Annotated in this window: 22 protein-coding genes; 11 read left to right on the top strand and 11 right to left on the bottom strand. The window is 61.4% G+C overall.

Annotated elements, in window-relative coordinates:
• The first annotated feature begins 1 nt into the window (after position 1).
• Positions 2–424, top strand: a complete 423-nt coding sequence (locus AC1DV6_RS07780; RefSeq protein WP_477976769.1) for a hotdog fold thioesterase — start codon at positions 2–4, stop codon at positions 422–424.
• A gap of 6 nt (positions 425–430) precedes the next feature.
• Positions 431–2,206, top strand: coding sequence for a sensor domain-containing diguanylate cyclase (locus AC1DV6_RS07775; RefSeq protein WP_477976767.1), 1,776 nt, complete (start codon positions 431–433; stop codon positions 2,204–2,206).
• A gap of 22 nt (positions 2,207–2,228) precedes the next feature.
• Here AC1DV6_RS07775 and AC1DV6_RS07770 read toward each other — a convergent pair whose 3' ends face one another.
• Complete coding sequence (locus AC1DV6_RS07770; protein WP_477976765.1) at positions 2,229–2,807, bottom strand: cob(I)yrinic acid a,c-diamide adenosyltransferase; 579 nt, start codon at positions 2,805–2,807, stop codon at positions 2,229–2,231.
• A gap of 51 nt (positions 2,808–2,858) precedes the next feature.
• Here AC1DV6_RS07770 and AC1DV6_RS07765 point away from each other — a divergent pair, with 51 nt between their 5' ends.
• From AC1DV6_RS07765 to AC1DV6_RS07755, 3 genes are read left to right on the top strand one after another with little or no spacing between them, the layout of a single operon-like run.
• Positions 2,859–3,965, top strand: coding sequence for an S-(hydroxymethyl)glutathione dehydrogenase/class III alcohol dehydrogenase (locus AC1DV6_RS07765; RefSeq protein ID WP_477976763.1), 1,107 nt, complete (start codon positions 2,859–2,861; stop codon positions 3,963–3,965).
• Between the two features lie 58 nt (positions 3,966–4,023).
• On the top strand, positions 4,024–4,881 hold the full coding sequence (fghA, locus tag AC1DV6_RS07760) for an S-formylglutathione hydrolase (protein ID WP_477976761.1): 858 nt from the start codon (positions 4,024–4,026) through the stop codon (positions 4,879–4,881).
• 13 nt (positions 4,882–4,894) lie between these two features.
• On the top strand, positions 4,895–6,310 hold the full coding sequence (locus AC1DV6_RS07755) for an FAD-binding oxidoreductase (RefSeq protein WP_477976759.1): 1,416 nt from the start codon (positions 4,895–4,897) through the stop codon (positions 6,308–6,310).
• Between the two features lie 66 nt (positions 6,311–6,376).
• Here AC1DV6_RS07755 and AC1DV6_RS07750 read toward each other — a convergent pair whose 3' ends face one another.
• Both AC1DV6_RS07750 and AC1DV6_RS07745 read right to left on the bottom strand, forming a co-directional pair.
• Positions 6,377–7,144 (bottom strand): hypothetical protein, encoded by a 768-nt coding sequence (locus AC1DV6_RS07750; RefSeq protein ID WP_477976758.1) that lies wholly within the window; start codon positions 7,142–7,144, stop codon positions 6,377–6,379.
• Between the two features lie 127 nt (positions 7,145–7,271).
• On the bottom strand, positions 7,272–8,594 hold the full coding sequence (locus tag AC1DV6_RS07745) for a S8 family serine peptidase (RefSeq protein WP_477976756.1): 1,323 nt from the start codon (positions 8,592–8,594) through the stop codon (positions 7,272–7,274).
• Between the two features lie 67 nt (positions 8,595–8,661).
• On the opposite strand from AC1DV6_RS07745, the gene AC1DV6_RS07740 reads away from it, so the two are divergent.
• Positions 8,662–9,168 (top strand): sigma-70 family RNA polymerase sigma factor, encoded by a 507-nt coding sequence (locus AC1DV6_RS07740; protein WP_477976754.1) that lies wholly within the window; start codon positions 8,662–8,664, stop codon positions 9,166–9,168.
• Complete coding sequence (locus AC1DV6_RS07735) at positions 9,165–9,950, top strand: anti-sigma factor family protein (protein WP_477976752.1); 786 nt, start codon at positions 9,165–9,167, stop codon at positions 9,948–9,950. The genes AC1DV6_RS07740 and AC1DV6_RS07735 overlap by 4 nt, the downstream gene beginning before the upstream one ends.
• 21 nt (positions 9,951–9,971) lie before the next feature.
• Here AC1DV6_RS07735 and AC1DV6_RS07730 read toward each other — a convergent pair whose 3' ends face one another.
• From AC1DV6_RS07730 to mnmG, 8 genes are all read right to left on the bottom strand, one after another.
• The gene (locus AC1DV6_RS07730; RefSeq protein WP_477976750.1) at positions 9,972–10,718 is read right to left on the bottom strand and encodes an HD-GYP domain-containing protein; all 747 of its coding nucleotides are present in this window, start codon (positions 10,716–10,718) and stop codon (positions 9,972–9,974) included.
• Positions 10,715–11,503 (bottom strand): class I SAM-dependent methyltransferase, encoded by a 789-nt coding sequence (locus tag AC1DV6_RS07725; RefSeq protein ID WP_477976748.1) that lies wholly within the window; start codon positions 11,501–11,503, stop codon positions 10,715–10,717. Before AC1DV6_RS07725 ends, AC1DV6_RS07730 begins: the two co-directional genes overlap by 4 nt.
• Before the next feature lie 71 nt (positions 11,504–11,574).
• The gene (locus AC1DV6_RS07720; RefSeq protein ID WP_477976746.1) at positions 11,575–12,534 is read right to left on the bottom strand and encodes a ParB/RepB/Spo0J family partition protein; all 960 of its coding nucleotides are present in this window, start codon (positions 12,532–12,534) and stop codon (positions 11,575–11,577) included.
• 67 nt (positions 12,535–12,601) lie between these two features.
• Positions 12,602–13,204 carry an RBBP9/YdeN family alpha/beta hydrolase gene (locus AC1DV6_RS07715; RefSeq protein ID WP_477976744.1) on the bottom strand — a complete coding sequence of 201 codons (603 nt, stop codon included), beginning with the start codon at positions 13,202–13,204 and terminating at the stop codon, positions 12,602–12,604.
• 69 nt (positions 13,205–13,273) lie between these two features.
• Positions 13,274–14,059, bottom strand: coding sequence for a ParA family protein (locus tag AC1DV6_RS07710; RefSeq protein WP_477976742.1), 786 nt, complete (start codon positions 14,057–14,059; stop codon positions 13,274–13,276).
• A gap of 60 nt (positions 14,060–14,119) precedes the next feature.
• Positions 14,120–14,734 (bottom strand): LysE family transporter, encoded by a 615-nt coding sequence (locus tag AC1DV6_RS07705; protein WP_477976740.1) that lies wholly within the window; start codon positions 14,732–14,734, stop codon positions 14,120–14,122.
• Between the two features lie 378 nt (positions 14,735–15,112).
• The gene (gene rsmG, locus AC1DV6_RS07700) at positions 15,113–15,763 is read right to left on the bottom strand and encodes a 16S rRNA (guanine(527)-N(7))-methyltransferase RsmG (protein WP_477976738.1); all 651 of its coding nucleotides are present in this window, start codon (positions 15,761–15,763) and stop codon (positions 15,113–15,115) included.
• Complete coding sequence (gene mnmG, locus AC1DV6_RS07695) at positions 15,760–17,775, bottom strand: tRNA uridine-5-carboxymethylaminomethyl(34) synthesis enzyme MnmG (RefSeq protein ID WP_477976736.1); 2,016 nt, start codon at positions 17,773–17,775, stop codon at positions 15,760–15,762. Before mnmG ends, rsmG begins: the two co-directional genes overlap by 4 nt.
• 122 nt (positions 17,776–17,897) lie before the next feature.
• Here mnmG and AC1DV6_RS07690 point away from each other — a divergent pair, with 122 nt between their 5' ends.
• The 4 genes from AC1DV6_RS07690 to AC1DV6_RS07675 all read left to right on the top strand — a co-directional run bounded on the left by AC1DV6_RS07690 (position 17,898) and on the right by AC1DV6_RS07675 (position 21,769).
• Positions 17,898–18,476 (top strand): NADPH-dependent FMN reductase, encoded by a 579-nt coding sequence (locus AC1DV6_RS07690; RefSeq protein ID WP_477976734.1) that lies wholly within the window; start codon positions 17,898–17,900, stop codon positions 18,474–18,476.
• A gap of 390 nt (positions 18,477–18,866) precedes the next feature.
• A complete protein-coding gene (locus tag AC1DV6_RS07685) occupies positions 18,867–19,454 on the top strand; it encodes an HD domain-containing protein (RefSeq protein ID WP_477976732.1) in 588 nt (195 codons plus the stop codon).
• Positions 19,451–20,206 carry a class II aldolase/adducin family protein gene (locus tag AC1DV6_RS07680; RefSeq protein ID WP_477976730.1) on the top strand — a complete coding sequence of 252 codons (756 nt, stop codon included), beginning with the start codon at positions 19,451–19,453 and terminating at the stop codon, positions 20,204–20,206. The genes AC1DV6_RS07685 and AC1DV6_RS07680 overlap by 4 nt, the downstream gene beginning before the upstream one ends.
• 120 nt (positions 20,207–20,326) lie before the next feature.
• Positions 20,327–21,769 carry a coniferyl aldehyde dehydrogenase gene (locus AC1DV6_RS07675; RefSeq protein ID WP_477976728.1) on the top strand — a complete coding sequence of 481 codons (1,443 nt, stop codon included), beginning with the start codon at positions 20,327–20,329 and terminating at the stop codon, positions 21,767–21,769.
• Positions 21,770–21,820 lie beyond the last annotated feature (51 nt).

Genomic DNA, 21,820 nt, shown 5'->3' with positions numbered 1-21,820 from the left:
CATGCGCATCTGGCAAAAACCCGTTTCCCTGGAAGAGCTGACTGCGTTAAATGTAGACAGCGCGCCCGGCCATTTGGGCATTGAATATCTGGAAATTGGTGACGACTACCTGGTTGGACGGGTTCCCGTGGACGCGCGCACCCGCCAGCCTTACGGCTTGCTGCACGGCGGTGTGTCTGTGGTGCTGGCCGAGACCTTGGGTTCGATGGGTGCCTATTACGCCAGTCCCGAAGGGCACCGCGCCGTGGGCTTGGACATCAACGCCAACCACCTGAAGGGCGTGACCGAGGGCTGGGTCACCGCAACCGCAAAGGCCGTGCACCGCGGGCGCACGACGCAGGTCTGGCAGATCGACATGCGCAACGATGCCGGAGACCTGACCTGTGTATCCCGCATCACCATGGCCATTCTGGCGCCCCGGTAAAACCACATGGCACACGCCCTGCAACGTCGACTGGTCCTGGTTTTGTGGCTTGTCGCTGCAGGATGGGCAATGTGCCTGCCAGCACAGGGCGCGGCTCCCTCCTCCACATGGGTGTTGACCAGCGCGCAGCCCGCGATCGCGCTGCAAGGCCAGGTGGACACCTGGCTGGAGAGCAGCCGTGGCGCCAGCGTGCAGGACGTAGCAAAAGCAAAAGACCTCTTCACATCGCACACGCTGGGGCTGCCTTTTGAGTTCAGCGAAAGCAATACGGTCTGGATCCGATTGCGCCTGCAGCGCAGGCCGGGCGAGACGGAGCACTGGATATTGAACGCGCCGGTTCCATTTCTGGACTCCATCAGCCTGTTCCAGCGCGACGGCAATGGTGTCTGGACCGAGCAAAAGGCCGGGGACGCGCTGGCGCACACCGAATGGTCACGCCAGGGCCTGACGCCTGCGTTCAACCTCAACCTGACCGGCAGCGCGCCGCAGGAGGTCTATCTGCAGGTACGCAACTACACGCGTGCAGACGTTCCCTTGCGCATTGCCACCGACGACGTCCATACCCAACGGCAGGCCGACGAGTCGCTGGCGCTGGGCTGGATCTTGGGGTTTCTGGTCACTTTTGTCGGTCTGTCGATATTGCGTTTTGTACAGCACCGCGCGCAGCCGGATCTGGCCGCGCTGGGCTATACCCTGCTGGTGATTGCGACCGTGACCCAGATCAACGGCATATTGAATGCCACGCTGTGGCAAAACCTGCCTGCTCTGGCCAACCATGCCAGCCGGGTGATCGCGCCGATTGCCGTCGGCGGCTCGCTCCTGTACATGCGAGAACTGTATTCGCTGTCCATCCACTACCACCGCTTTGACCGTTTCCTGGGCAGCGTAGGTCTGGCTGCCATTGTGTTTTCCATGGGCGTGCTGGTGCTGGATCCGCTCAGCGCCAACCAGATGGAGTCGCTGATATTCGTCGTCTCCACCGGCGTTGCGCTGACCGGCGCCGTCTTGAGCTGGCGCGCGGGATCTCTCATTTGGCGCTTGCTGGTACTTGCCACTGCGCCGCAGTCATTGATGGTCTTGTGGCTTGCGGCAGAAGATCTGGATCTGGTATTGCCGCATTGGGAGATGCGCTACGTCTCCTCGTTCTTCCTGACGCTGTCCGTGCCGCTGTTCGCTGTGGCCTTGAGCAGACTCACCCATGACCGCAAGGAGCGCGAACAGCGCACCCAGCACCTGGCCACGCAGGATGCGCTGACCGGCCTGCTGACGCCCGCGGCCTTTGGTATTCAGCTGGAGGATGCATTGCAACGGGTCCATGAACAGCACGAGCCGGTCGCTCTGGTGCTGATCAACCTGGTGAACTACAGCCAGATCGTGGGCCACTTTGGACAGAGCATGGGCGAGCAATGCGAGTTGCGCGCGGTGGTCAAGCTACACCGCGTATTGCGCGACGTGGACCCGGCCGGGCGCATCCGTTCAGGCAAATTTGCGCTGCTCCTGGAGGGCATCAAAACCCGCAATCAACTCAATGAGCGCATGGTCAAGCTGATTGCGTCGGGCCTGATGCCGCAAGCCGGGCTGGAGCCCCAGGTGCCTTTGCAGTTCCACGCCGCCTGTGTGCTGCTGCACGAACGCCCGCTGGAAACCGCCTCGGCCATCGAGACGCTGTTGGAACTTCTCTCCACGATGGCGCCCGGCACGCGCCGCCCCATCCGCTTCGTCGACGCGATCGACACCCTGCCCGTAGACCACGGAACGACCGGGTCCTTTCAGGCGCAATAAACGCGGGATGCGCGACTAGCGCTTATTCGGATGCGGCGCGCGCCAGCCGCTCGCTCTTCCAATACACATCGTCGCCCACGGTGCCGTCGGTGCGATAACGGTTCAACACCCGGGCCAGCACAAACATCAAATCGGACAAGCGGTTCAGGTATTGGCGCGGCGTGTCTTTGAGTGTTTCTTCCTGCCCTAGCGCCACCACGGCGCGCTCGGCACGGCGCGCCACGGTGCGGCACACATGGGCCAGCGATGCCGCGCGCGTGCCCGCGGGCAGGATGAACTCCTGCAGGCGGGGCAAGGCTTCGTTGTGTTCCGCCAAAGCCTCGTCCAGCGCCAGCACCGCCTCGTTCTTCAGCAACTCGTAACCCGGGATCGACAGCTCGCCACCCAAGTTGAAAAGCTGGTGCTGGATTTCGACCAGCAGCATGCGCACGCCTTCAGGCATCTCTTCGCACAACAGCACACCGATGTTGGAATTGAGTTCGTCCACATCGCCCATCGCATGCACGCGCAGGCTGTCCTTGGAGACACGGGTGTTGTCACCCAGGCCGGTGGTGCCGTTGTCCCCGGTGCGGGTGGCGATTTGTGTCAGGCGGTTGGCCATGCGAATACTCCAGTGTCAGCAAGCGTAATCTGCCTATCGTAAACTGGTCCGATGAAAACCAAAGCCGCCATCGCCTGGAAAGCAGGCCAACCCCTCACCATCGAAACCGTAGACCTGGAAGGCCCCAAATTTGGCGAGGTGCTGGTCGAGATCAAAGCCACCGGCATTTGCCATACCGACTACTACACGCTGAGCGGAGCTGACCCGGAGGGCATCTTCCCCGCGATCCTGGGCCACGAAGGCGCGGGCATTGTGGTGGATGTGGGGCCGGGCGTTACGACGCTGAAAAAGGGTGACCATGTCATCCCGCTATACACGCCCGAGTGCCGCACCTGCAAGTTTTGTCTCTCGCGCAAAACCAATTTGTGCCAGTTGATTCGCGGCACGCTAGGCAAAGGCCTGATGCCCGACGCCACGTCGCGCTTCAGTCTGGACGGCAAGCCGATCTTTCACTACATGGGCACGTCAACGTTCAGCAACTACACGGTTGCGCCTGAAATCAGCCTGGCCAAGATTCGCGAGGACGCGCCGTTCGACAAGGTTTGCTACATCGGCTGCGGCGTCACCACCGGCATTGGCGCGGTGATCTTCACGGCCAAGGTCGAGGCTGGCGCCAATGTGGTGGTGTTTGGTTTGGGTGGTATCGGCCTGAATGTGATCCAGGGCGCGAAGATGGTGGGCGCGGACAAGATCATTGGCGTGGACATCAACCCCGCGCGGCAGGAGATGGCACGTAAATTCGGCATGACGCACTTCATCAACCCCAAGGAAGTACCGAACGTCGTCGACGCGATCGTGCAACTGACCGACGGCGGTGCCGACTACAGCTTTGAATGCATTGGCAACACGCAGGTAATGCGCCAGGCACTGGAGTGCACGCACAAGGGCTGGGGCCGCAGCATCATCATCGGCGTGGCCGAGGCCGGTGCCGAAATTTCCACACGCCCGTTCCAGCTGGTGACCGGCCGCAAGTGGGAAGGCTCGGCCTTTGGCGGCGCACGCGGCCGCACCGATGTGCCGAAGATCGTGGACTGGTACATGGAGGGCAAGATCAATATCGACGACCTGATCACCCACACCATGCCGCTGGAAGATATCAACAAGGGGTTTGATCTGATGAAGGGCGGAGAATCCATCCGCGGCGTCGTGATTTACTGATAAATCTGGCTGTAAGCCGCATGGAATGTGCGTAAGCAGCTACTAATTACATAGCATCATGACAACCTCCCCGTTTGAACTGATCAGCGAACACGCCTGCTTTGGCGGCGTGCAGCGCTTCTACCGGCATGCATCCAGCGCGATTGGACTGCTGATGCGCTTCTCGGTGTTTCTGCCTGCAGAGGCGCAGCAGGGCGCGGTGCCCGCGCTGATGTATCTGGCAGGCCTGACCTGCAATGAAGAAACCTTCATGACCAAGGGCGGCGCACAGCGTTATGCCGCCGAGCATGGCATCGCCTTGATCGCACCCGACACCAGCCCGCGCGGCGCCAATATTCCCGGTGAGGCAGATGCCTGGGACTTCGGTCTGGCGGCAGGCTTCTACATTGATGCCACACAAGCGCCTTGGGCTCCGCACTACCGGATGGAGAGTTATCTCATTCAGGAGCTGTTGCCTGCGATCACGATGCACTTGCCGGTGGACGGTAGCCGCTTGGGCATCACCGGCCACTCGATGGGTGGCCATGGAGCGCTGACGTTGGCGTTGAAGTACCCGGATCTGTTCCGCTCGGTGTCCGCCTTCGCGCCCATCTGTGCACCGACCCAATGTCCATGGGGTGACAAAGCCTTCACCGGTTACCTGGGTGCAGACCTGGTGAAGTGGCAAGACCATGACGCCACTGTGTTGATGGCGCGGCACACCGCTGCACCGTTTCCGCAGGGCATCCTGATTGACCAGGGCCTGGCGGACAAATTCCTGGCTGACCAGTTGCACCCGCATTTGCTGGAAGCCGCGTGCAACCAAGTGGGCCAACCGCTGACACTGCGCCGCCATGCGGGCTATGACCATGGCTACTATTTTGTGTCTACGTTCATGGCGGACCACGTCGCGCACCACGCTTCGGCCTTGCGCTGAGCAGGAGAACCTTATGTCAATCGCTGAAACCTCTTTGCCCCGGGTCCAACAGCGGCCTCTGCCCGATGCGCTCCAAGCTGCATTGCGAGAGACCTTTGGCGAACAGTTCTCGGTGGCAATGGCAGTGCGTGAACAACACGGGCGCGACGAATCGGCCTTCACCGTGCCGCCGCCCTCTGCCGTGGTGTTTGCACAAAGCACCGCCGATGTGGCAAAGGCCGTGAAGCTCTGCGCGCAATACAAGGTGCCGGTCATTCCGTTCGGTGTGGGCTCGTCGCTGGAAGGCCATTTGCTGGCGGTGCAAGGCGGTATCAGCCTGGACGTCAGCCGCATGAACGCCGTGCTGTCGATCAACGCCGAGGATTTGACGGTCACGGTGCAGCCGGGCGTTACGCGCAAACAGTTGAACGAGGCCGTGAAAAGCACCGGCCTGTTTTTTCCTATCGACCCCGGCGCCGACGCGACGATTGGCGGCATGAGCGCCACGCGCGCCAGTGGCACAAACGCGGTGCGCTACGGCACGATGCGCGAGAACGTATTGGCCCTGGAAGTGGTGACAGCCAGCGGCGAAATCATCCACACGGGCACGCGCGCGAAGAAGTCCTCTGCAGGCTACGACCTGACGCGGCTGATGGTCGGCTCTGAGGGCACGCTGGGCGTGATCACCGAAGTGACCGTCAAACTGTACCCACTGCCTGAAGCCGTGATGGCGGCGACCTGCTCGTTCGCCACGCTCGCCGACGCGGTCAACACGACGATTCAGATCATCCAGCTCGGCGTACCGATCGCACGCTGCGAACTGCTGGACGCGAACACCATCCGCATGGTCAACGCACATTCCAAACTCACGTTGCGCGAAGACGCGATGCTGTTGATGGAGTTTCACGGTTCACCCGACAGCGTGAAGGAACAGGTGGAAACCGTGCAAGAGATTGCCAGTGATTTTGGCGGGCAAACCTTCGAATGGGCTGAAACGCCCGAAGAGCGCACGCGCCTGTGGACCGCGCGACACAACGCCTACTTTGCCGGCGTGCAATCGCGCCCGGGTTGCAAGGCGATCACGACCGACGCCTGCGTACCGATCTCACGCCTGGCCGATGCACTGCTCGACTCCGTGACCGAAGCGCAAGAGGCAGGCATCCCGTACTTCCTGGTCGGCCACGTGGGCGACGGCAATTTCCATATGGGTTATCTGATTGATCCCGACTCGGATGTCGAGCGCGAACTGGCCGAAAAGCTCAACCACCAGTTGGTCACGCGGGCTTTGAAACTGGGCGGCACCTGCACCGGTGAACACGGCGTGGGTTTGCACAAGATGGGCTTTCTGCTGGAAGAGACGGGGGGCGGGGCGGTGGAGATGATGCGCACCATCAAACGCGCGCTGGACCCGGACAATATTCTGAATCCGGGAAAAATCTTTTCGCTATAAAAGATATAGCTGCTCACGCACATTCCATGCGCGTGAGCAGCTATTTTCCTTTGAGAAGCGTACGACTTAACGGCTTACCGAGCCCTGGGCCGAGGCATCACCACGAACCTGTGGGTTCTCGCGTGAAACCTGGGCGCTGCCTTGACCCTTGCCCGATGCCTGTGCGTGGCGGGTCGTAGCGGAGGCCGTTGAGGGCGAAGCTGTTGCTGTTGCTGCTGCTGCTGGTGCAGCCGTAGTAGGTGCAGTCGTGGCAGGTGCGGTAGCAGAAGGGGTTGCTACAGCAGGCGCTGCGGGTGCCTTGCCAATACTGGTTTCACCGCTGCCATTGCCAGCAGCGCTGGTGGTCAACGCATTGGTGCTGGACGACAACGCACCCTTGGCATCTGCACCGCGACTCAACAGGCCCTGGCGTGTTGCGCCCGCTTGACCGCTGGCTTGGGTGGTGGCGGACTGCTGCGCGCCGGCCGCTTGATTGCTCGCTGCCGCAGGCGCTTCATTCGCAACCTGTGCAGCACCGGCGGCGCTACCTGCAGCCGTTGCGGTGCCCTTGTTGGCAGCGGCCTGGCCTTCGGCACTGGCTTGGCCCACGGCTTTCAGTGCGCGGTCACCGCGGGGCAGTGTGGCGCTGTTGGAGAGGGCACCTTGGCCCGAACCCATGCCGCCGACATTCATCCCGCCGGGGCCAAAACCGCCTGTGATACCGCCCATGGCACCGCCAGACAGACCACCCACCGCACCGCCCAGTGGGCCCGCTTGCGCAGAGAGCGTGAACAAACCTGCGGACACCACTGCAGTGGCAATGACGTTACGAACCAGAGTTTGACGTTTGAACATGATGAGCTCCTTCATTCCATTTGCGGAGCCAGCCAATCTGGCCCCTACAAACAAGACAACGAAGCCCGTCTTTGCTTTCTTCCGTCTGGATGTGTAAACAATTGAAACAGCGCCTGGAGCGAGGCACTTACTGCTTGTCTGCGCCGACCAGCCCCCAGCCGTACACCGGATCGCGGCCCGGCGCTCCCAAGTCCTGGGTCGATGCAGCCAAACGCGCGACGGCCGCTTGTGCTGCAGCCACATCCGGGTAGGGCAACTGCCGCGCCAGCAAGGCCGCAACCCGCGGCGCTGCAAACGAAGTACCGCGAACAGCGCGCGACCCCCCCCCGATCTGGGCCGCGCTGGCATACACGCCTTGCGCAGCAAACATGACTTGCGGCCCCTGCGCGGCTTCGGGCAATACGCGCTGCGAATTCGTTACCCCGGTCACGCCCACAACACCCGCATACGACGCCGGATACAGCGGCGCTGCGGCCGGCCCGTCGTTGCCCACGGCCGCCACCAGCAGATGGCCCTTGCGCACCATGGCTTGCACACTGCGCTCCAGCAGGCGGTTCATTGGCCCGACCAGGCTGATGTTGATAACACCCACACGTTCACGCGCCATCCATGCGAGCGCCGAGGCCACGTCTTCGGCCGAGCCGCCTGCGGGCTGGTCGCAGTAGATATCAGCGGTGTAGAGAACGGCACTACCCGGTTGGCTTGCGCGGTCTTGCCCAACTAACAAGGAAGCCACTGTGGTTCCATGCGCGCCAGGGACGCGCGCACCCTGGCAGCCCCAAGGGTGCAACTGCGTGCGCTGCAACGCAGCGTGCTGCGCGTCGACGCCACTGTCTATCAGCCCGACGCGTATAGGCCCAGTGGATGCAGCGGCGGCACTGCCCGAGCCTGTATCGCCACTGGCCGTATAGATATGGTTGAAGTCAACTTCCAATTGCGGCTGCAGATCCCGCAGCACTTTCAACGCACGCGCGGTGGGCATGTTGCCCGGGGGACGCAACACGACCTGGTGCAAATCGAGTTCGGGCAGCGACTGTTCGCGCAGTTTCACAAAGCCAAGCGCCAGCGCAGCCTCCACGGCGGCGGGCGTTGGCGACAGCAGCACCAGCTCGCTGCGGCGCACGGGTTCACCCGCCGGATCGGCCTCCAATTCGTCTGCATGTTTGCGCAGCAGCTCGCGCACCGTCGTCAGCCGAAGTTGTTGCAACGGCAATGCGTTGCGCGCCGTGTCCAGGGTTTGCTGCACGGGCAGCTGGGGCAGGGTGGGAAGCGGCAGTGACGGCAAGCCGATCCGGCCCCCACCCAATTGCGCGTAAGCCGGCGGCGCCCAGAGCAACCCGGCCAAGCCCAACCAGGCGGCCATGCGAACGAGCCGGCGCAATAGGCGTTGCAACGGGAATTGCAATCGCAAACGCAGCCCCAAAAGGGCCGCAGAAGGGGAAAATGGCATGTGCATGCGATGATAACGAGCACCACCGGGAAGAAAATCCCTGCTTCAAGCGTTGTACCTTAAATAGATGGCAGACCTTTCACCGACTGTGCGCAATGACATTGCCGCCTTGCTACCGCGCCTGCGGCGGTTTGGTCGCACGCTTGCGCGCAATCAGGAAGATGCCGACGACCTGGTGCAAATCGCCGTGGAGCGCGCCCTGACGCATTCCCACCAGTGGCAACCCGGCACACGACTGGACAGCTGGATGTTTCGAATCATGCAAAACGCCTGGATAGATGAGAGCCGCGCACGCGAACGCCGCGCGCAAACCTTTGTCGGAGAAGAGGCCGGAGAGCACGTGGGCGTGAACCCCACCGATGCGCAGATCGATGCGATCGCGGTGCGCAAGGCGGTGGCGCAGCTGAACGACGAGCAGCGCGCCGTCGTTGGTCTGGTACTGGTCGAAGGCCTGCCTTACAAGGAAGCGGCCGACGTACTGGGCATTCCGATCGGCACACTGACCAGCCGCCTGGCCCGCGCACGCGATGCCTTGCAAGCCATTCTGGCCGGCCCCACGGGAGCACGCATATGAACTGGAGTGACAGCACGCTGACTGCTTTTGCCGATGGCGAACTGGATGCCAGCCAGAGCAACCAACTCGAAGCCGCTCTGACGAATGACGATGCCCTGCTGCAGCGTCTGGAAGCCATCACGCGGCAGCGCGATCGCCTCGCCGCCGCGTTTGCGCCGGTGCTGGACGAGCCCATTCCGGATCGCTTAAGCGCATTGCTGCGCGAGCCCTCCGTTGCAAGTGTCAACGTAACGGACCTGCGCGCCGCACGCGCCGAAAAAGAATTGCTGGCTGGCCTTCAAGAGCAACTTGTCCCTGCGCCGCGCAAGGCATTTTCCTCCTGGGCCCAGTGGGGCGGCATGGCGGCCAGTGTGGTGCTGGGCGTCATGATGGGTTCCCAGTTCAAACCCTCTATCGGCAATGGCGATATGGGGTTGCAGGACGGCAAGCTGATGGCGGGCGGTGCGATTGAGAAATCGCTTGCCACACAACTGGCCAATGACAACCGCAGCGGCGGCCCGGTCAATGTGCAACTGAGTTTTGTCGACAAGCGCGGTCAGTATTGCCGCACCTTCAGCACCGGCCAAGTCGCCGGGCTGGCCTGCCAGGACGGCGGACAATGGGCGGTACAGCATCTGGCATCTGTGGACGCCGCGGCTGGCACATCAACTGACGCGAACATGCGCCAGGCCAGCAGCGCCCTGCCCCGTGCGGTACTGGATGCGGTGGATCAGCGGATTTCGGGAGACGCACTCAATGCCGACGCCGAGCGCGCGGCGCGCGCGCAAGGATGGAAGCGCTAACGCTGATTTACAGCCGCCGACTCAAAGCTCGGCGATTTCGGCAATCGCGTTGGCCAAGTATTCGATCTTTTGCTGCATGTCCTCATCGGTATCGGCATGGCGCTTGGCGATTTCGGCAAAGGTTTCCTTGACGTGAATGAAGGCATCCACGACATCGGGGTCGAAGTGCGCACCGCGCTCACTCGAAATCACACCCACAGCAGCTTCATGGCTCATGCCGACCTTGTAAACCTTGCTGGTAATCAGCGCGTCGTAAACGTCTGCAAGCGCAACGATACGGGCGGACAAAGGAATCTGGTCGCCAAAAATGCCATGCGGGTAACCGCTTCCATCCCACTTCTCCTGGTGAGACAACGTAATTTCCTTGGCGATTTCAAGCAATGGGGTTGTTTTCCCCAACGTCTTTTCGGCACGCACAATCGCCGCATGGCCCAGGGTGGTATGGGTCCGCATGATGGTGATTTCCGCTGGGGTCAAGCGACCAGGCTTGAGCAAGATACGGTCCGGAATGGCAATCGTCCCCAGGTCGTATGCCGGCACGCTACGGCTCAGGGTTTTGCAGAAGTCGTCCGTCAGTACCGACTCGAATGCAGGCAAGGTCCGCATGTGATCGGTCAAGGCATGCACATAACCTTGCACCCGCACGATGTGACTCTCGGTATCAGACTCGCGCATCTCCGACAACGATGCCATCGCCATGACGATGACCTGATTGGCATGCAATGCGTCGGATGCGGAATAGGCAAATACAGGTTCGCTCGCGTTCATGGGGCTCCTTTGCTGTGCGCCCGAAGTGGTGCTTGATACAGCCACACCATTTTGCCACCAGGTGCGGTGAAGTGGCTAGTAGCTTGCAGCGTGGTGGCCTCAAACTCCAGACTGACCATCCAGGCGCCCGGGCGCAGCTCACGCGCCGCCTTTTGCGCCGCGCGCTCCATGCTCTCCGGCCGTTGGAACAGGTAGACCATGTCATAGGAAGACCAGTCAGCCTTCCAGATGTCGCCCTGACGCACACGCGCCCAGGGGCAGCGTAGGGCGCATAGAAAGCGCAAAGGCCAGGAAAACTCCAGGCCATGCAATTGCGCCTGCGGATACGCGCGGCGCAAAGCCTGCAAGCCGTGGCCCAGGCCGCAGCCCGCGTCCAGCACACGGGCGCCATCGGCCAAAGGCGCGTGTTGTGGCAAGTCCGTCAGCGCATCCAGCGGCGTCGGAAACAGCGGCGCATCGCGCCAGGCATTCATCGGATACACCAGCAGCAACAGGCCAAGCGGCAACAGCCAAGCCCAGGCCGGTACGGCGCTCCCGCCCAGCAGCCCCAAGGTCAGCGCCAACGACACCGGAAAGCCAGCGGCTGTGAGGCCACGGCGCCACCAACTCTTGCCCCACAGACTCAGCAACACGCCCAACGCACTGGCCAGCGCCAGCGACCATTGCAAGGCCACGCCCTGCTCCCACAGCGCACGAAACAGCGTCCAGCACAGCACCCAGGCCACGATGGCTGGCAACGGCCAGGGCCAGCAGGCGGGGTTGAAACGGCGCAATGGGTTAGACATAAAAAGAGCCGCTGGCGCCCGTGGTATGTGCGCAAGCAACTCTCATTTTTATAGCGATTGAAAGTTGAAAATCAGCGACTCGCGCCGGGCGACAGGCGCTCAATCAGGCCGTTGAGCTCATCGAGCGAACCGAACTGGATGACCAGCTCGCCCATCTCTTCCATGCGGCCATTGCGTTTGACGCGCTTCTTGATATGCACGTCCACTTGCGCCATCAACAGGTCGGAGAGTTCTTCTTCGACGCGCTTCAAGTCGCGTGATTTTTCCTTGGGTGGCTTTTGAGGCGTCAGCGAAAACTCGGCACTGAGTTTCTTCACCAGACTCTCTGCTTCGCGCACCGACAGCTTCTTGGTGGCGATCTGGTTCGCCGCGGTGATCTGTGTCGCACGATCCAATGCGAGCAGCGCGCGCGCGTGGCCCATGTCAATGTCACCGGCCATCAGCATGGTCTGCACCGGGTCGGCCAGATTCAGCAGGCGCAGCAGATTGGACGCTGCACTGCGCGAACGGCCCACGGCTTGTGCGGCAGTCTCATGCGTCAGGCCAAACTCCTTGATCAGGCGTTGCAGACCCTGCGCTTCTTCCAGCGGGTTCAGGTCTTCACGCTGGATATTCTCGATCAGCGCCATCGCCGCAGCGGCTTCGTTGGGCACATCGCGTACCAGCACCGGCACGCTGTCCAGGCCCGCCAGCTTGGCGGCGCGGAAACGGCGCTCACCGGCGATGATTTCGTAGATCGCGCGCTTCTTGCCGTCACCTATGTGTTTGGCAGCATCCTTGTCGTCCAGCTTGCGCACGAGGATGGGCTGCATGATGCCCTGCGCCTTGATGCTCTCGGCCAGCTCGTACAAGGCGCCCTCGTCCATCCGCGTGCGCGGCTGGTACACACCGGCCACCATGTCGGCCAGCATCAGCGTGCTGGGCTGGCCCGGGTTTGCGGGCGTTGCGTCTGCGGCAGGCGCGTCTTTGACCTTGGGCCCCAGCAGCGCTTCCAATCCCATTCCCAAACCCTTGGGTTTCTTCGTGACCATGTTCTTATTCCTTTATGTATGTTGCCCCCACGCTCCGCCGCTGCGCGGGTCGCTGCCCCCAAGGGGGCTAACTCGCCTTGGGGCGGCCCGGCGGCGAGTTGTTCTGTTTCAAAATGCTTTCATCGCGCGCGATCAGCGCCTGCAATCTGTCGTGTCCATCGGGCCAGTCGCCCAATCCTGATTCGCCGTTGATATGGCCGCATGCGCCATAGTCCACAAACTCGGCGCCCCACATCGCAGCAAACTCTTGCGCACGGGTGAAGCCGCAATAAGGGTCGTTGGTGCTGCCCAATAGTTGCGCCGCAAACGGCAAGCGTTGCTTCACCACCGGCGACCAACTTTTCAATGCTGCGCGCAACTCTTCGCGCTCAGGGTCTCCCGGTGCGACCAGCAGCGCGGCTTTCACCTTGTGCGTATTGCCGGAGTGTTCGGCCCATGCGGCGGTCAGCATGCAGCCCAGACTGTGCGCGACCAGCACCACGGGCCCATCAGCGGCCAGCACATATTCTTCGAGCTGCGCCATCCAGTCACCGCGCAAGGGCTGCATCCAGTCGTGCTGCTGCACACGCGTGTAGCCATGCAGCGCCTCCCAGCGGCTTTGCCAATGGGCGTCGCCAGAGTTCTGCCAGCCGGGCAGGATCAGGACGTTGCGGGGTGCAAGTGTAGTCACGGGTTGCTATAAATTCAGTAGCTGCTTACGCAATATCTATGCGGGTTACAGGCCATTTTGCCTGGTAAATCACATGTTCTTGATGCGCGCCACCATCTCTTCGGCAAAGGCCACAAATGCCTGCGCACCCTTGGAGTTGGGGTCAAACACCACGCCCGGCACGCCATAACTAGGCGCTTCGGCCAAGCGCACATTGCGCGGGATCACCGAGTCAAACACCTTGTCGCCAAAGTGCGCTTTGAGCTGGTCGCTGACGTTCTGCTGCAAGGTAATACGCGGGTCGAACATCACGCGCAGCAGGCCGATGATTTGCAGGTCATCGTTGAGATTTGCCTTGACCTGCTTGATGGTGTTGACGAGATCGGTCAGGCCTTCCAGCGCAAAGTATTCGCACTGCATGGGAACGATCACGCCGTGCGCGCAGCACAGGCCGTTCAGCGTCAGCATCGACAGTGATGGCGGGCAGTCGATCAACACAAAGTCGTATTCGGAATCGACCTCGGCAAGGGCCAGCTTCAGGCGCTTCTCGCGCCGCTCCACTTCCACCAGCTCCACTTCGGCGCCAGCGAGTTCGCGGTTCGCGCCGAGGATGTCGTAGCTGCAGCCGCCTTCTTTGAGCTTGTCGCTCTGCGCACGGGCTTCGGCGATCGACGCCGACTCGAGCAGCACGTCATACACGGTCAGCTCCAGCTTGCGCTTGTCCACACCCGAACCCATGGTCGCATTGCCCTGCGGGTCCAGGTCAATCATCAGCACGCGCTGACCAACCTTGGCCAAACCTGCCGCGAGGTTCACGGTGGTAGTGGTTTTGCCAACGCCACCTTTTTGGTTGGCAACACAGAAGATTTTGGCCATGGGGTCTAGTGAGAGGAAAAGTAAATAGCGTGGGCGGCGTGTTTCACGTGGAACAGCTGCTTAGCGGGAAAGCGCCAGCTTGACGCCAAAGCCCACCAGGAAAAATCCGGCGACCTTCTCCAGCACGCGACCAATCATCGGGTTGGCGCGCACGCGCTCCGCCAGGAAGTGGGTCAACAAGGTGGCGCCCAATCCATAGAGGAAAGTCAAGAAAGCAATCGTCGCGGCCATGAATCCGTAAGTCACCAAACCTTGCTGCTTGGCCGGGTCCACGAACAGCGGGAAGAAGGCCATATAGAACAGGATGGCCTTGGGGTTCAGCAAGGTGATCATCAGCGCCTGGCGCAGGTAGTGGCCGGCCTTGATATTGAGAACCGGCGCCGCACCGGGTTTGGCCAGAATCATTTTGATGCCCAACCAGGCCAGGTAGATCGCACCCAACCACTGCACCGCATGGAAGGCATCCGGATAGGCAGCCAGTAAGGCGGCGACACCGGCGACCGCCGACCACATTAGCACCTGATCGCCAAGGATCACACCCAGCGTAGCAGCCAGTCCGCCCGCAATTCCGCCTTTGCTGGTCGATGTCACCAAGGCCAAATTGCCCGGGCCGGGAATGGCCAGGAACACGATGACTGTGATGACAAAAGTGCCGTAATCGGTGACGCCGAGCATGGGTGGTTTCTTTCAGGGGAAGGGGGTGAGTTTACGTTGGATTTTTGGCGGTCCGGTTTTGTAATGCTCACCTGCTTTTAAGGCACTTCGCTCGTACGCATCAGTCGCGGCGTATGCGTTTTGCTCCGTGTCCCCCGGGGCCGTGAGGGCCCCTCCTCCTTGACCTGCGCAAAACGCACACACCACACCTGCTGCTAATGAGCGTCGAGCGAAGGGAAGTTAGGGTCACTGGCTTGCCAGCACAGCCAAAGATCAGGTGGGTTGGGTGCTCCTTTTCGGGAGGTCAAGGAGGAGCGGCCCTCACGGCCGCGGGGGACACGTACGAAAAGGAGTACCCGACACGCCTGATCCAGAAGGGACGCAGGCGAAAAAGGAAGTTCAGACTGCCGAAGTCCGGCGCATCCAAACAATGCACCGCTCCGCATCCAACCCCGGCACCGCCAGTTGTTCCACGTGAAACACTTCCACGGCTGGGGGCAACGCGGCAATCTCATCCGCCGGATGCTTGCCCTTCATCCCCATCCAGACACCCTGCTCCCCCAACGCCCCGACCGACCAAGTCGTGAAATCGACCAACGACGCAAAGGCGCGGGAGCTGACAACCTGGTATTTGTCGGTCAGGTTTTCGACGCGGGCATGGATGCCTCGCAGATTGGGTAGCTTCAGACTGACCGCTACCTGCTGGATAAACGCCGCCTTTTTGGCAACCGTGTCCACGCAATGCACGGTGATGTCCGGGCAGCAAATGGCGATTACCGCACCCGGAAGCCCGGCGCCGGAACCCACATCGAGCAACCGAATCTGGCCAACAGCGGCTTGCCGACGCAACGGCGCAATGACCGCCAAACTGTCCAGCAAATGGTGTGTCAGCATTTCCGCCGGGTCGCGGACAGCCGTCAGGTTGTAGACCTTGGTCCATTTCTGGATCAGGTCTACGTAGTCCAATAGTTGTTGGGCCTGGGCTTCAGACAGGGGCAAGCCCAGTTCGGCCAGACCTTTGTCCAGCCCCGCCCGCAAAGGATGCGTCACGCTTGCAGCTCCGCCTGTGCTTCCACCTTGTCGGTGAATCCGCGGAAGTTGCCCTTCTTCAGATGGATCAGCAAAAGCGAGATTGTCGCGGGCGTGATGCCCGACATGCGGGACGCCTGCCCCAGGGTTTCCGGCCGCTGTTTGCTCAGGCGCTGGCGCGCCTCGATGCTCAGCGCCGTGACTTGCATGTAGTCCAGCTCGGCGGGCAACCGCAGATTTTCATAATGGGCGGCACGTTCGACTTCGTCCTTTTGGCGGGTAATGTAACCGGAGTATTTGGCGGCAATCTCAACCTGCTCGATCACGGCAGCGACGAAAACGTCCTGCGCCAAACCAGCGGTATCCGCTGTTTCACGTGGAACATCGGCAGCACCAACTGCCGGCAAATCCCGGTTCGCGTATTTGCCGCCATCCAAAGACATCAACCCGGCGTAGTCCACATCAGGTCGACGCAGCAGGTCGCCGAGGTTGTATTCATGCTCGATCGCCTTGCCCAAAACCCGGGCCGACTCGGTGGCGGGCAGGTTATTCGGGTTCACCCAGATGCCGCGCAGGCGTTCTGTTTCACGTGAAACAGCATCGCGCTTGCGGCAGAAAGCGTCCCAGCGGGCGTCGTCCACCAGCCCCAGCTTGCGGCCGGTTTCGGTCAGGCGGGCGTCGGCATTGTCTTCGCGCAGCTGCAGGCGGAACTCGGCGCGGCTGGTGAACATGCGGTACGGCTCGGTCACGCCCTTGGTAATCAGGTCGTCCACCAGCACACCCAGATAGGCTTCGTCCCGGCCCGGCAGCCAAGCTTCGTCGCCACGGCATTGCAGCGCGGCGTTGATACCGGCGAACATGCCTTGGGCCGCCGCCTCTTCGTAGCCGGTCGTGCCGTTGATCTGCCCAGCGAAGAACAGGCCGCTGACTTGGCGGGTTTCGAAGCTGCTCTTCAGGGAGCGCGGGTCAAAGTAGTCGTACTCGATGGCGTAGCCGGGGCGCAGGATGTGGGCGTTTTCCATGCCGGCCATCGAACGCACCAGGTCGTACTGAATGTCGAACGGCAGGCTGGTCGAGATGCCGTTCGGGTAGATCTCGTGCGTGGTCAGGCCTTCGGGTTCCAGGAAAATCTGGTGGCTGTCCTTGTCGGCAAAGCGGTTGATCTTGTCTTCGACACTCGGGCAATAGCGCGGGCCTACGCCTTCGATCTTGCCCATGAACATCGGGCTGCGGTCGAAGCCGGAGCGGATGATGTCGTGGGTGCGTTCGTTGGTGTGGGTGATCCAGCACGGCACCTGGCGGGGGTGCATATCGACCCGACCCATGAAACTGAACACCGGCATCACCGGGCTCATGCCGCCGGGCGTACCGTCGCCGGGCTGCTCAATGCATTTGGAGAAATCAATCGTGCGGCCATCGATGCGCGGCGGCGTACCGGTCTTCAACCGGCCTTGCGGCAGCTTTAGTTCTTTCAGCCGCGCGGACAAAGTCACCGCAGGCGGATCCCCTGCCCGGCCCGCCGCGTAGTTGTTCAGGCCCACATGGATCTTGCCGTCGAGGAAGGTACCGGCAGTCAGCACCACGGTCTTGGAGCGGAATTGGATACCTACCTGTGTGACGGCGCCGACCACGCGGTCGCCTTCGATGATCAGGTCGTCCACCGCCTGCTGGAACAATTGCAGGTTGGGCTGGTTCTCCAGCATGCGGCGGATCGCCGCCTTGTACAGAATGCGGTCGGCCTGCGCACGGGTGGCGCGCACGGCCGGGCCCTTGCTGGAATTGAGAATGCGGAACTGGATGCCTGCCTCGTCGGTGGCCAGCGCCATCGCACCGCCCATCGCATCCACTTCTTTGACGAGGTGGCCTTTGCCAATACCGCCGATAGAGGGGTTGCAGCTCATCTGCCCCAACGTCTCGATGTTGTGCGACAGCAGCAGGGTCTTGGCGCCCATGCGTGCCGCGGCCAACGCGGCCTCGGTTCCGGCATGGCCACCGCCAACGACGATGACATCGAAATGTTCTGGATACAGCATGGTGTTCTTGTGGGCGCGCCGATGACAGCAGGTGGCGCGCCAGATGGGAGATAACCGGCGATTTTACCGGCTGCCTCATTTTTGGGCAATCACTAAGGGTATGGATTGGCGACAATAGGCGCATGACCAAACTCCTGATCTTCGCGGGCAGCACCCGCCAGCACTCCTTCAACCGCCGCCTGGCCGCCGCAACCGCCACCCTTGCCCGCGCTTCTGGCGCTGAAGTGACCCATCTGGAACTGTCCACGCTGGACATCCCGCTGTACAACGCCGACCTGGAAGCCCAAGGCACGCCGGCCGATGTGATGCGCCTGAAAGACATCATGGACGCGCATCCGGCCTGGATCATCGTCTCGCCCGAGTACAACGCGAGCTACACCGGCCTGTTAAAAAACACGATCGACTGGGCCAGCAGCCCGGTCAAGGGCCACCCGGTTTGGGGCGGTCGCGATCCATTGGCAGGCAAGATTGTTGGGCTGCTGTCCGCGTCCAACGGAGCCCTGGGCGGACTGCGTTCACTGTCCCATTTGCAACCATTGATGCACAACCTGCAGTGCTGGGTCACACCCAAGCAGTTTGCTTTGGGTCGGGCTAGTGAAGCCTTCAATGACGACGGCACATTGAAGTCTGATGGTCATAAGGCTCAGGTTCAGGCTGTGATTGATCAGGTGTTGTGGGCTGGTTCGCGTTTGTCTGCCTAAGACATTTCGTTTGCCCGCTGAGGGCACGGGGTAAGCCTCAAAGCGAATGTCCCCCGGGCCGTGAGGGCCCTCCTCCTTGATTTCGCAATGAGGCCAACTCCACGCCCTCAGCTCGAAGTCGTGACTCGCGGACGTAAGCGCGCCAACACCGTTTCAGATCAGGTGGGTTGGGTGCTTCCCTGGGCGGAATCAAGGAGGAGGCCGAAGGCCGGGGGACATCCGCTGAGGGGAGTACCCAACATGCCAGATCAAGCAGTAGCATGGCCCAGAGCGGTAGCCCGTACTCACACCCAAAAACTACAAGTGTTTACCCTAGCCTGTCCATTGCATGACACGCCAAGGCAACCAGCAGCGCTACGCTAGGGAAAACTTTTCGAAGGAAAGAGCCCCATGAACGCCCGCGCCAACTTCACCCGCATGCAGGACAGCACCCAACAAGACTGGCAAGTCATCGGCGGTGAATTCATGCAGTTCACCAAGACCCTGCCCGACCGCGTGCTCGCGCATTTGAAACTGCTGGACGGTGACTACGGCGGATTTCCGATTGACCGTTACAGCCATTGCCTGCAAACCGCGACCCGTGCACTGCGCGACGGGCGTGATGAGGAATACGTGGTGTGCGCACTGCTCCATGACATCGGCGACACGCTGGGCACGTTCAACCATCCTGATATTGCCGCCGCAATCCTCAAACCCTTTGTATCTGACGCCAACCACTGGATGGTGCAGAACCACGGCATCTTCCAGGGCTACAACTTCTTCCACCACATTGGCATGAACCGCAACATGCGCGACATGTTCAAGGGCCACGCGCACTACGCGCGCACCGAAGAATTCATCGCGCTGTACGACGATCCAGCATTCGACGCTAAAGCCGAAACGCTGCCGATCAGCGAGTTCGAGCCCATGGTCCGCCGCGTGCTGGCCCAGCCCCGCAACACCATCTACAAAACCGACGCACTGGAAACCAAGGCATGAACATCCCCTCCCTCAAAGGCAAAGTCAGCCCCGAAGAATGGCAACTGCGCGTTGACCTGGCTGCGGCCTACCGGCTGGTCGCGATGTACGGCTGGAGCGATCTGGTGTTCACCCACATCAGTGCGCGCATCCCCGGCCCCCAGCACCACTTCCTGATCAATCCTTATGGGCTGATGTTCGACGAGATCACGGCGTCCAGCCTGGTCAAAGTCGACCAGCAATGCAACAAGCTGATTGAATCACCCTTCAACGTCAACCCGGCCGGCTTTGTGATCCACAGCGCGGTGCACGAAGTGCGCGAAGACGCCGGTTGTGTGTTGCACACCCACACGCGCGCAGGCGTGGCCGTCAGTGCGCAAAAGTGCGGCATCCTGCCCATCAGCCAGCAGTCCACCTTCGTACTTGCGTCTCTCGCCTTTCATGAATACGAAGGCGTCGCCTTCCGCGACGAAGAGAAACCGCGCCTGCAAGCGGACCTCGGTAACGCCAATTTCCTGATGCTGCGCAACCACGGCTTGCTGACCGTGGGCAAGACGATTGCCGACGCCTTCCTGGCGATGTACACGTTCGAGGCCACCTGCCAGATCCAGCTCAGCGCGCAGGCCGGTGGTGAGCTCACGCAGGTCAACCCGCTAATCGTCAAAGGCGTGGCCGAAGCGATGCGGGTACAGACCGGCGGACTCGGTGGCGCCTTTGTCTGGCCTGCGCTGATCCGCAAGCTCGACCGCACGGACAGCAGTTACCAAAACTGATTTCACGTTACCTCGGGCCAATACGGATAGCAAAATTTCCGCACGAGCGTACTATTCGCCCTGATCCATTGGGGACAGAACCAAAGACCTATCCCCCAAGCTATTTTGAAAGGTGACGCCATGTCCGCAATCCCCCTGCACTCCGCAACCCCCATCGACGCTGTCCGCAACGATCTGGAAGCCACGCTCAAGCTGCAACGCGCCGCCTACCTGGCACACCCCTACCCCAGCCTGGCCGAGCGCAAGGCGGACCTGCGCACGCTGCAACGCTTCATCCGCGAAAACCGCGAAGCCATCCTGGACGCGATCAGCGCCGACTATGGCAACCGCTCCAAACACGAGACACTGTTCGCCGAAGTCTTCGGTGTGATCGACGGTGTCGACCATGCGATCGGCCAACTGAAAAAGTGGATGAAGCCACAACGCCGCAGCATTGATCTAAAAAACTTCTTCGGAGCCAGCAACCGCGTGATCCCGCAGCCGCTGGGCGTGGTCGGTCACATCGTGCCGTGGAACTTCCCGATCTTTTTGTGCTTCGGCGGTCTGACCTCCGCGTTCGCGGCCGGCAATCGCTGCATGGTCAAGATGTCGGAGAACTCGCGCCATCTGGCCAAGCTGCTAATTGAAAAATCGCCGGCCTACTTCCCCAAAGACAAGCTGGCATTTTTTGACGAAACTGGCGGTGTCGGCATCGAGTTCTCCAAGCTGAAGTTCGACCACATCCTGTTTACCGGCTCTGGCACCACCGGCCGCGCCGTGATGGCTGCGGCCTCCGCGAATCTGTGCCCCGTCACGCTGGAACTGGGCGGCAAGGCACCCGCGCTGGTCTGCGATGACTTCCCGTTGCAAAAGGCGACTGAGCGCATTACCTTCTTCAAGTATTTCAACGCCGGACAAATCTGCACGACGGCCGACCATATGTTTGTGCCCACCGCCAAGGTGGACGCCTTTGTTGCCACCGCCAAGACTCTGGTATCGACCCGCTACCCCACCCTGGACAGCCCGGATTTCACCTCAGTCATCGACGACCGTGCATTCAACCGCATCACCCGCGCGCTGGAAGAAGCGCAGTCACGTGGCGCGACCCTGGTGCAGCTGATCCCGGGCAAGCCCTGGGACGCAGCGACCCGCAAGATCGCGCCGCACATTGTGCTCAACGCCCCTGCCGATTGCGAACTGCGCACGCGCGAAATTTTTGGCCCTGTGTTGCCGGTGATTCCGTATACCTCGATCGATGAGGTGGTCAACACCATCAACGCCGGCCCACGGCCACTGGCGTTCTACCCGTTCAGCAACAACAAGAGCCTGATCCACGACCTGCTGCAACGTGTGATGTCCGGCGGCGTGACCGTCAACGACATCGTGCTGCACACCGGCCAGCACGACATGCCGTTCGGTGGCGTAGGCGAGTCCGGCATGGGCCATTACCACGGCTTTGAAGGCTTCATCACTTTCTCCAAGATGCGCCCTGTGATGTACCAGGCAACGTTCAGCGCGATCAAGTTCCTGTGGCCGCCGTACGGCAAGTTCGCGACCAAGTACCTTGATTTTTTGACGAAGTAAGAACTTTGCGGGACAGATCTTTAGCCCTGTCCCCAACTGACTAGCAAGGGC

The organism is Rhodoferax sp. P2_H8_2 (assembly GCF_056403235.1).
Note: the sequence above shows the minus strand (reverse complement) of the source record. Positions and strands in the feature narration are given on the sequence as shown.

Excerpts from the sequence above, each read along its gene's own strand:
- AC1DV6_RS07685 (WP_477976732.1), top strand. The coding sequence starts at position 18,867 with ATGAACGCCCGCGCCAACTTCACCCGCATGCAGGACAGCACCCAACAA.
- AC1DV6_RS07735 (WP_477976752.1), top strand. The coding sequence starts at position 9,165 with ATGAACTGGAGTGACAGCACGCTGACTGCTTTTGCCGATGGCGAACTG.
- AC1DV6_RS07755 (WP_477976759.1), top strand. The coding sequence starts at position 4,895 with ATGTCAATCGCTGAAACCTCTTTGCCCCGGGTCCAACAGCGGCCTCTG.
- mnmG (WP_477976736.1), bottom strand. The coding sequence starts at position 17,775 with ATGCTGTATCCAGAACATTTCGATGTCATCGTCGTTGGCGGTGGCCAT.
- AC1DV6_RS07770 (WP_477976765.1), bottom strand. The coding sequence starts at position 2,807 with ATGGCCAACCGCCTGACACAAATCGCCACCCGCACCGGGGACAACGGC.
- AC1DV6_RS07730 (WP_477976750.1), bottom strand. The coding sequence starts at position 10,718 with ATGAACGCGAGCGAACCTGTATTTGCCTATTCCGCATCCGACGCATTG.
- AC1DV6_RS07680 (WP_477976730.1), top strand. The coding sequence starts at position 19,451 with ATGAACATCCCCTCCCTCAAAGGCAAAGTCAGCCCCGAAGAATGGCAA.
- AC1DV6_RS07705 (WP_477976740.1), bottom strand. The coding sequence starts at position 14,734 with ATGCTCGGCGTCACCGATTACGGCACTTTTGTCATCACAGTCATCGTG.
- AC1DV6_RS07690 (WP_477976734.1), top strand. The coding sequence starts at position 17,898 with ATGACCAAACTCCTGATCTTCGCGGGCAGCACCCGCCAGCACTCCTTC.
- AC1DV6_RS07775 (WP_477976767.1), top strand. The coding sequence starts at position 431 with ATGGCACACGCCCTGCAACGTCGACTGGTCCTGGTTTTGTGGCTTGTC.
- AC1DV6_RS07675 (WP_477976728.1), top strand. The coding sequence starts at position 20,327 with ATGTCCGCAATCCCCCTGCACTCCGCAACCCCCATCGACGCTGTCCGC.
- AC1DV6_RS07750 (WP_477976758.1), bottom strand. The coding sequence starts at position 7,144 with ATGTTCAAACGTCAAACTCTGGTTCGTAACGTCATTGCCACTGCAGTG.
- AC1DV6_RS07745 (WP_477976756.1), bottom strand. The coding sequence starts at position 8,594 with ATGCCATTTTCCCCTTCTGCGGCCCTTTTGGGGCTGCGTTTGCGATTG.
- AC1DV6_RS07725 (WP_477976748.1), bottom strand. The coding sequence starts at position 11,503 with ATGTCTAACCCATTGCGCCGTTTCAACCCCGCCTGCTGGCCCTGGCCG.
- AC1DV6_RS07780 (WP_477976769.1), top strand. The coding sequence starts at position 2 with ATGCGCATCTGGCAAAAACCCGTTTCCCTGGAAGAGCTGACTGCGTTA.
- AC1DV6_RS07720 (WP_477976746.1), bottom strand. The coding sequence starts at position 12,534 with ATGGTCACGAAGAAACCCAAGGGTTTGGGAATGGGATTGGAAGCGCTG.
- AC1DV6_RS07740 (WP_477976754.1), top strand. The coding sequence starts at position 8,662 with ATGGCAGACCTTTCACCGACTGTGCGCAATGACATTGCCGCCTTGCTA.
- AC1DV6_RS07765 (WP_477976763.1), top strand. The coding sequence starts at position 2,859 with ATGAAAACCAAAGCCGCCATCGCCTGGAAAGCAGGCCAACCCCTCACC.
- AC1DV6_RS07710 (WP_477976742.1), bottom strand. The coding sequence starts at position 14,059 with ATGGCCAAAATCTTCTGTGTTGCCAACCAAAAAGGTGGCGTTGGCAAA.
- fghA (WP_477976761.1), top strand. The coding sequence starts at position 4,024 with ATGACAACCTCCCCGTTTGAACTGATCAGCGAACACGCCTGCTTTGGC.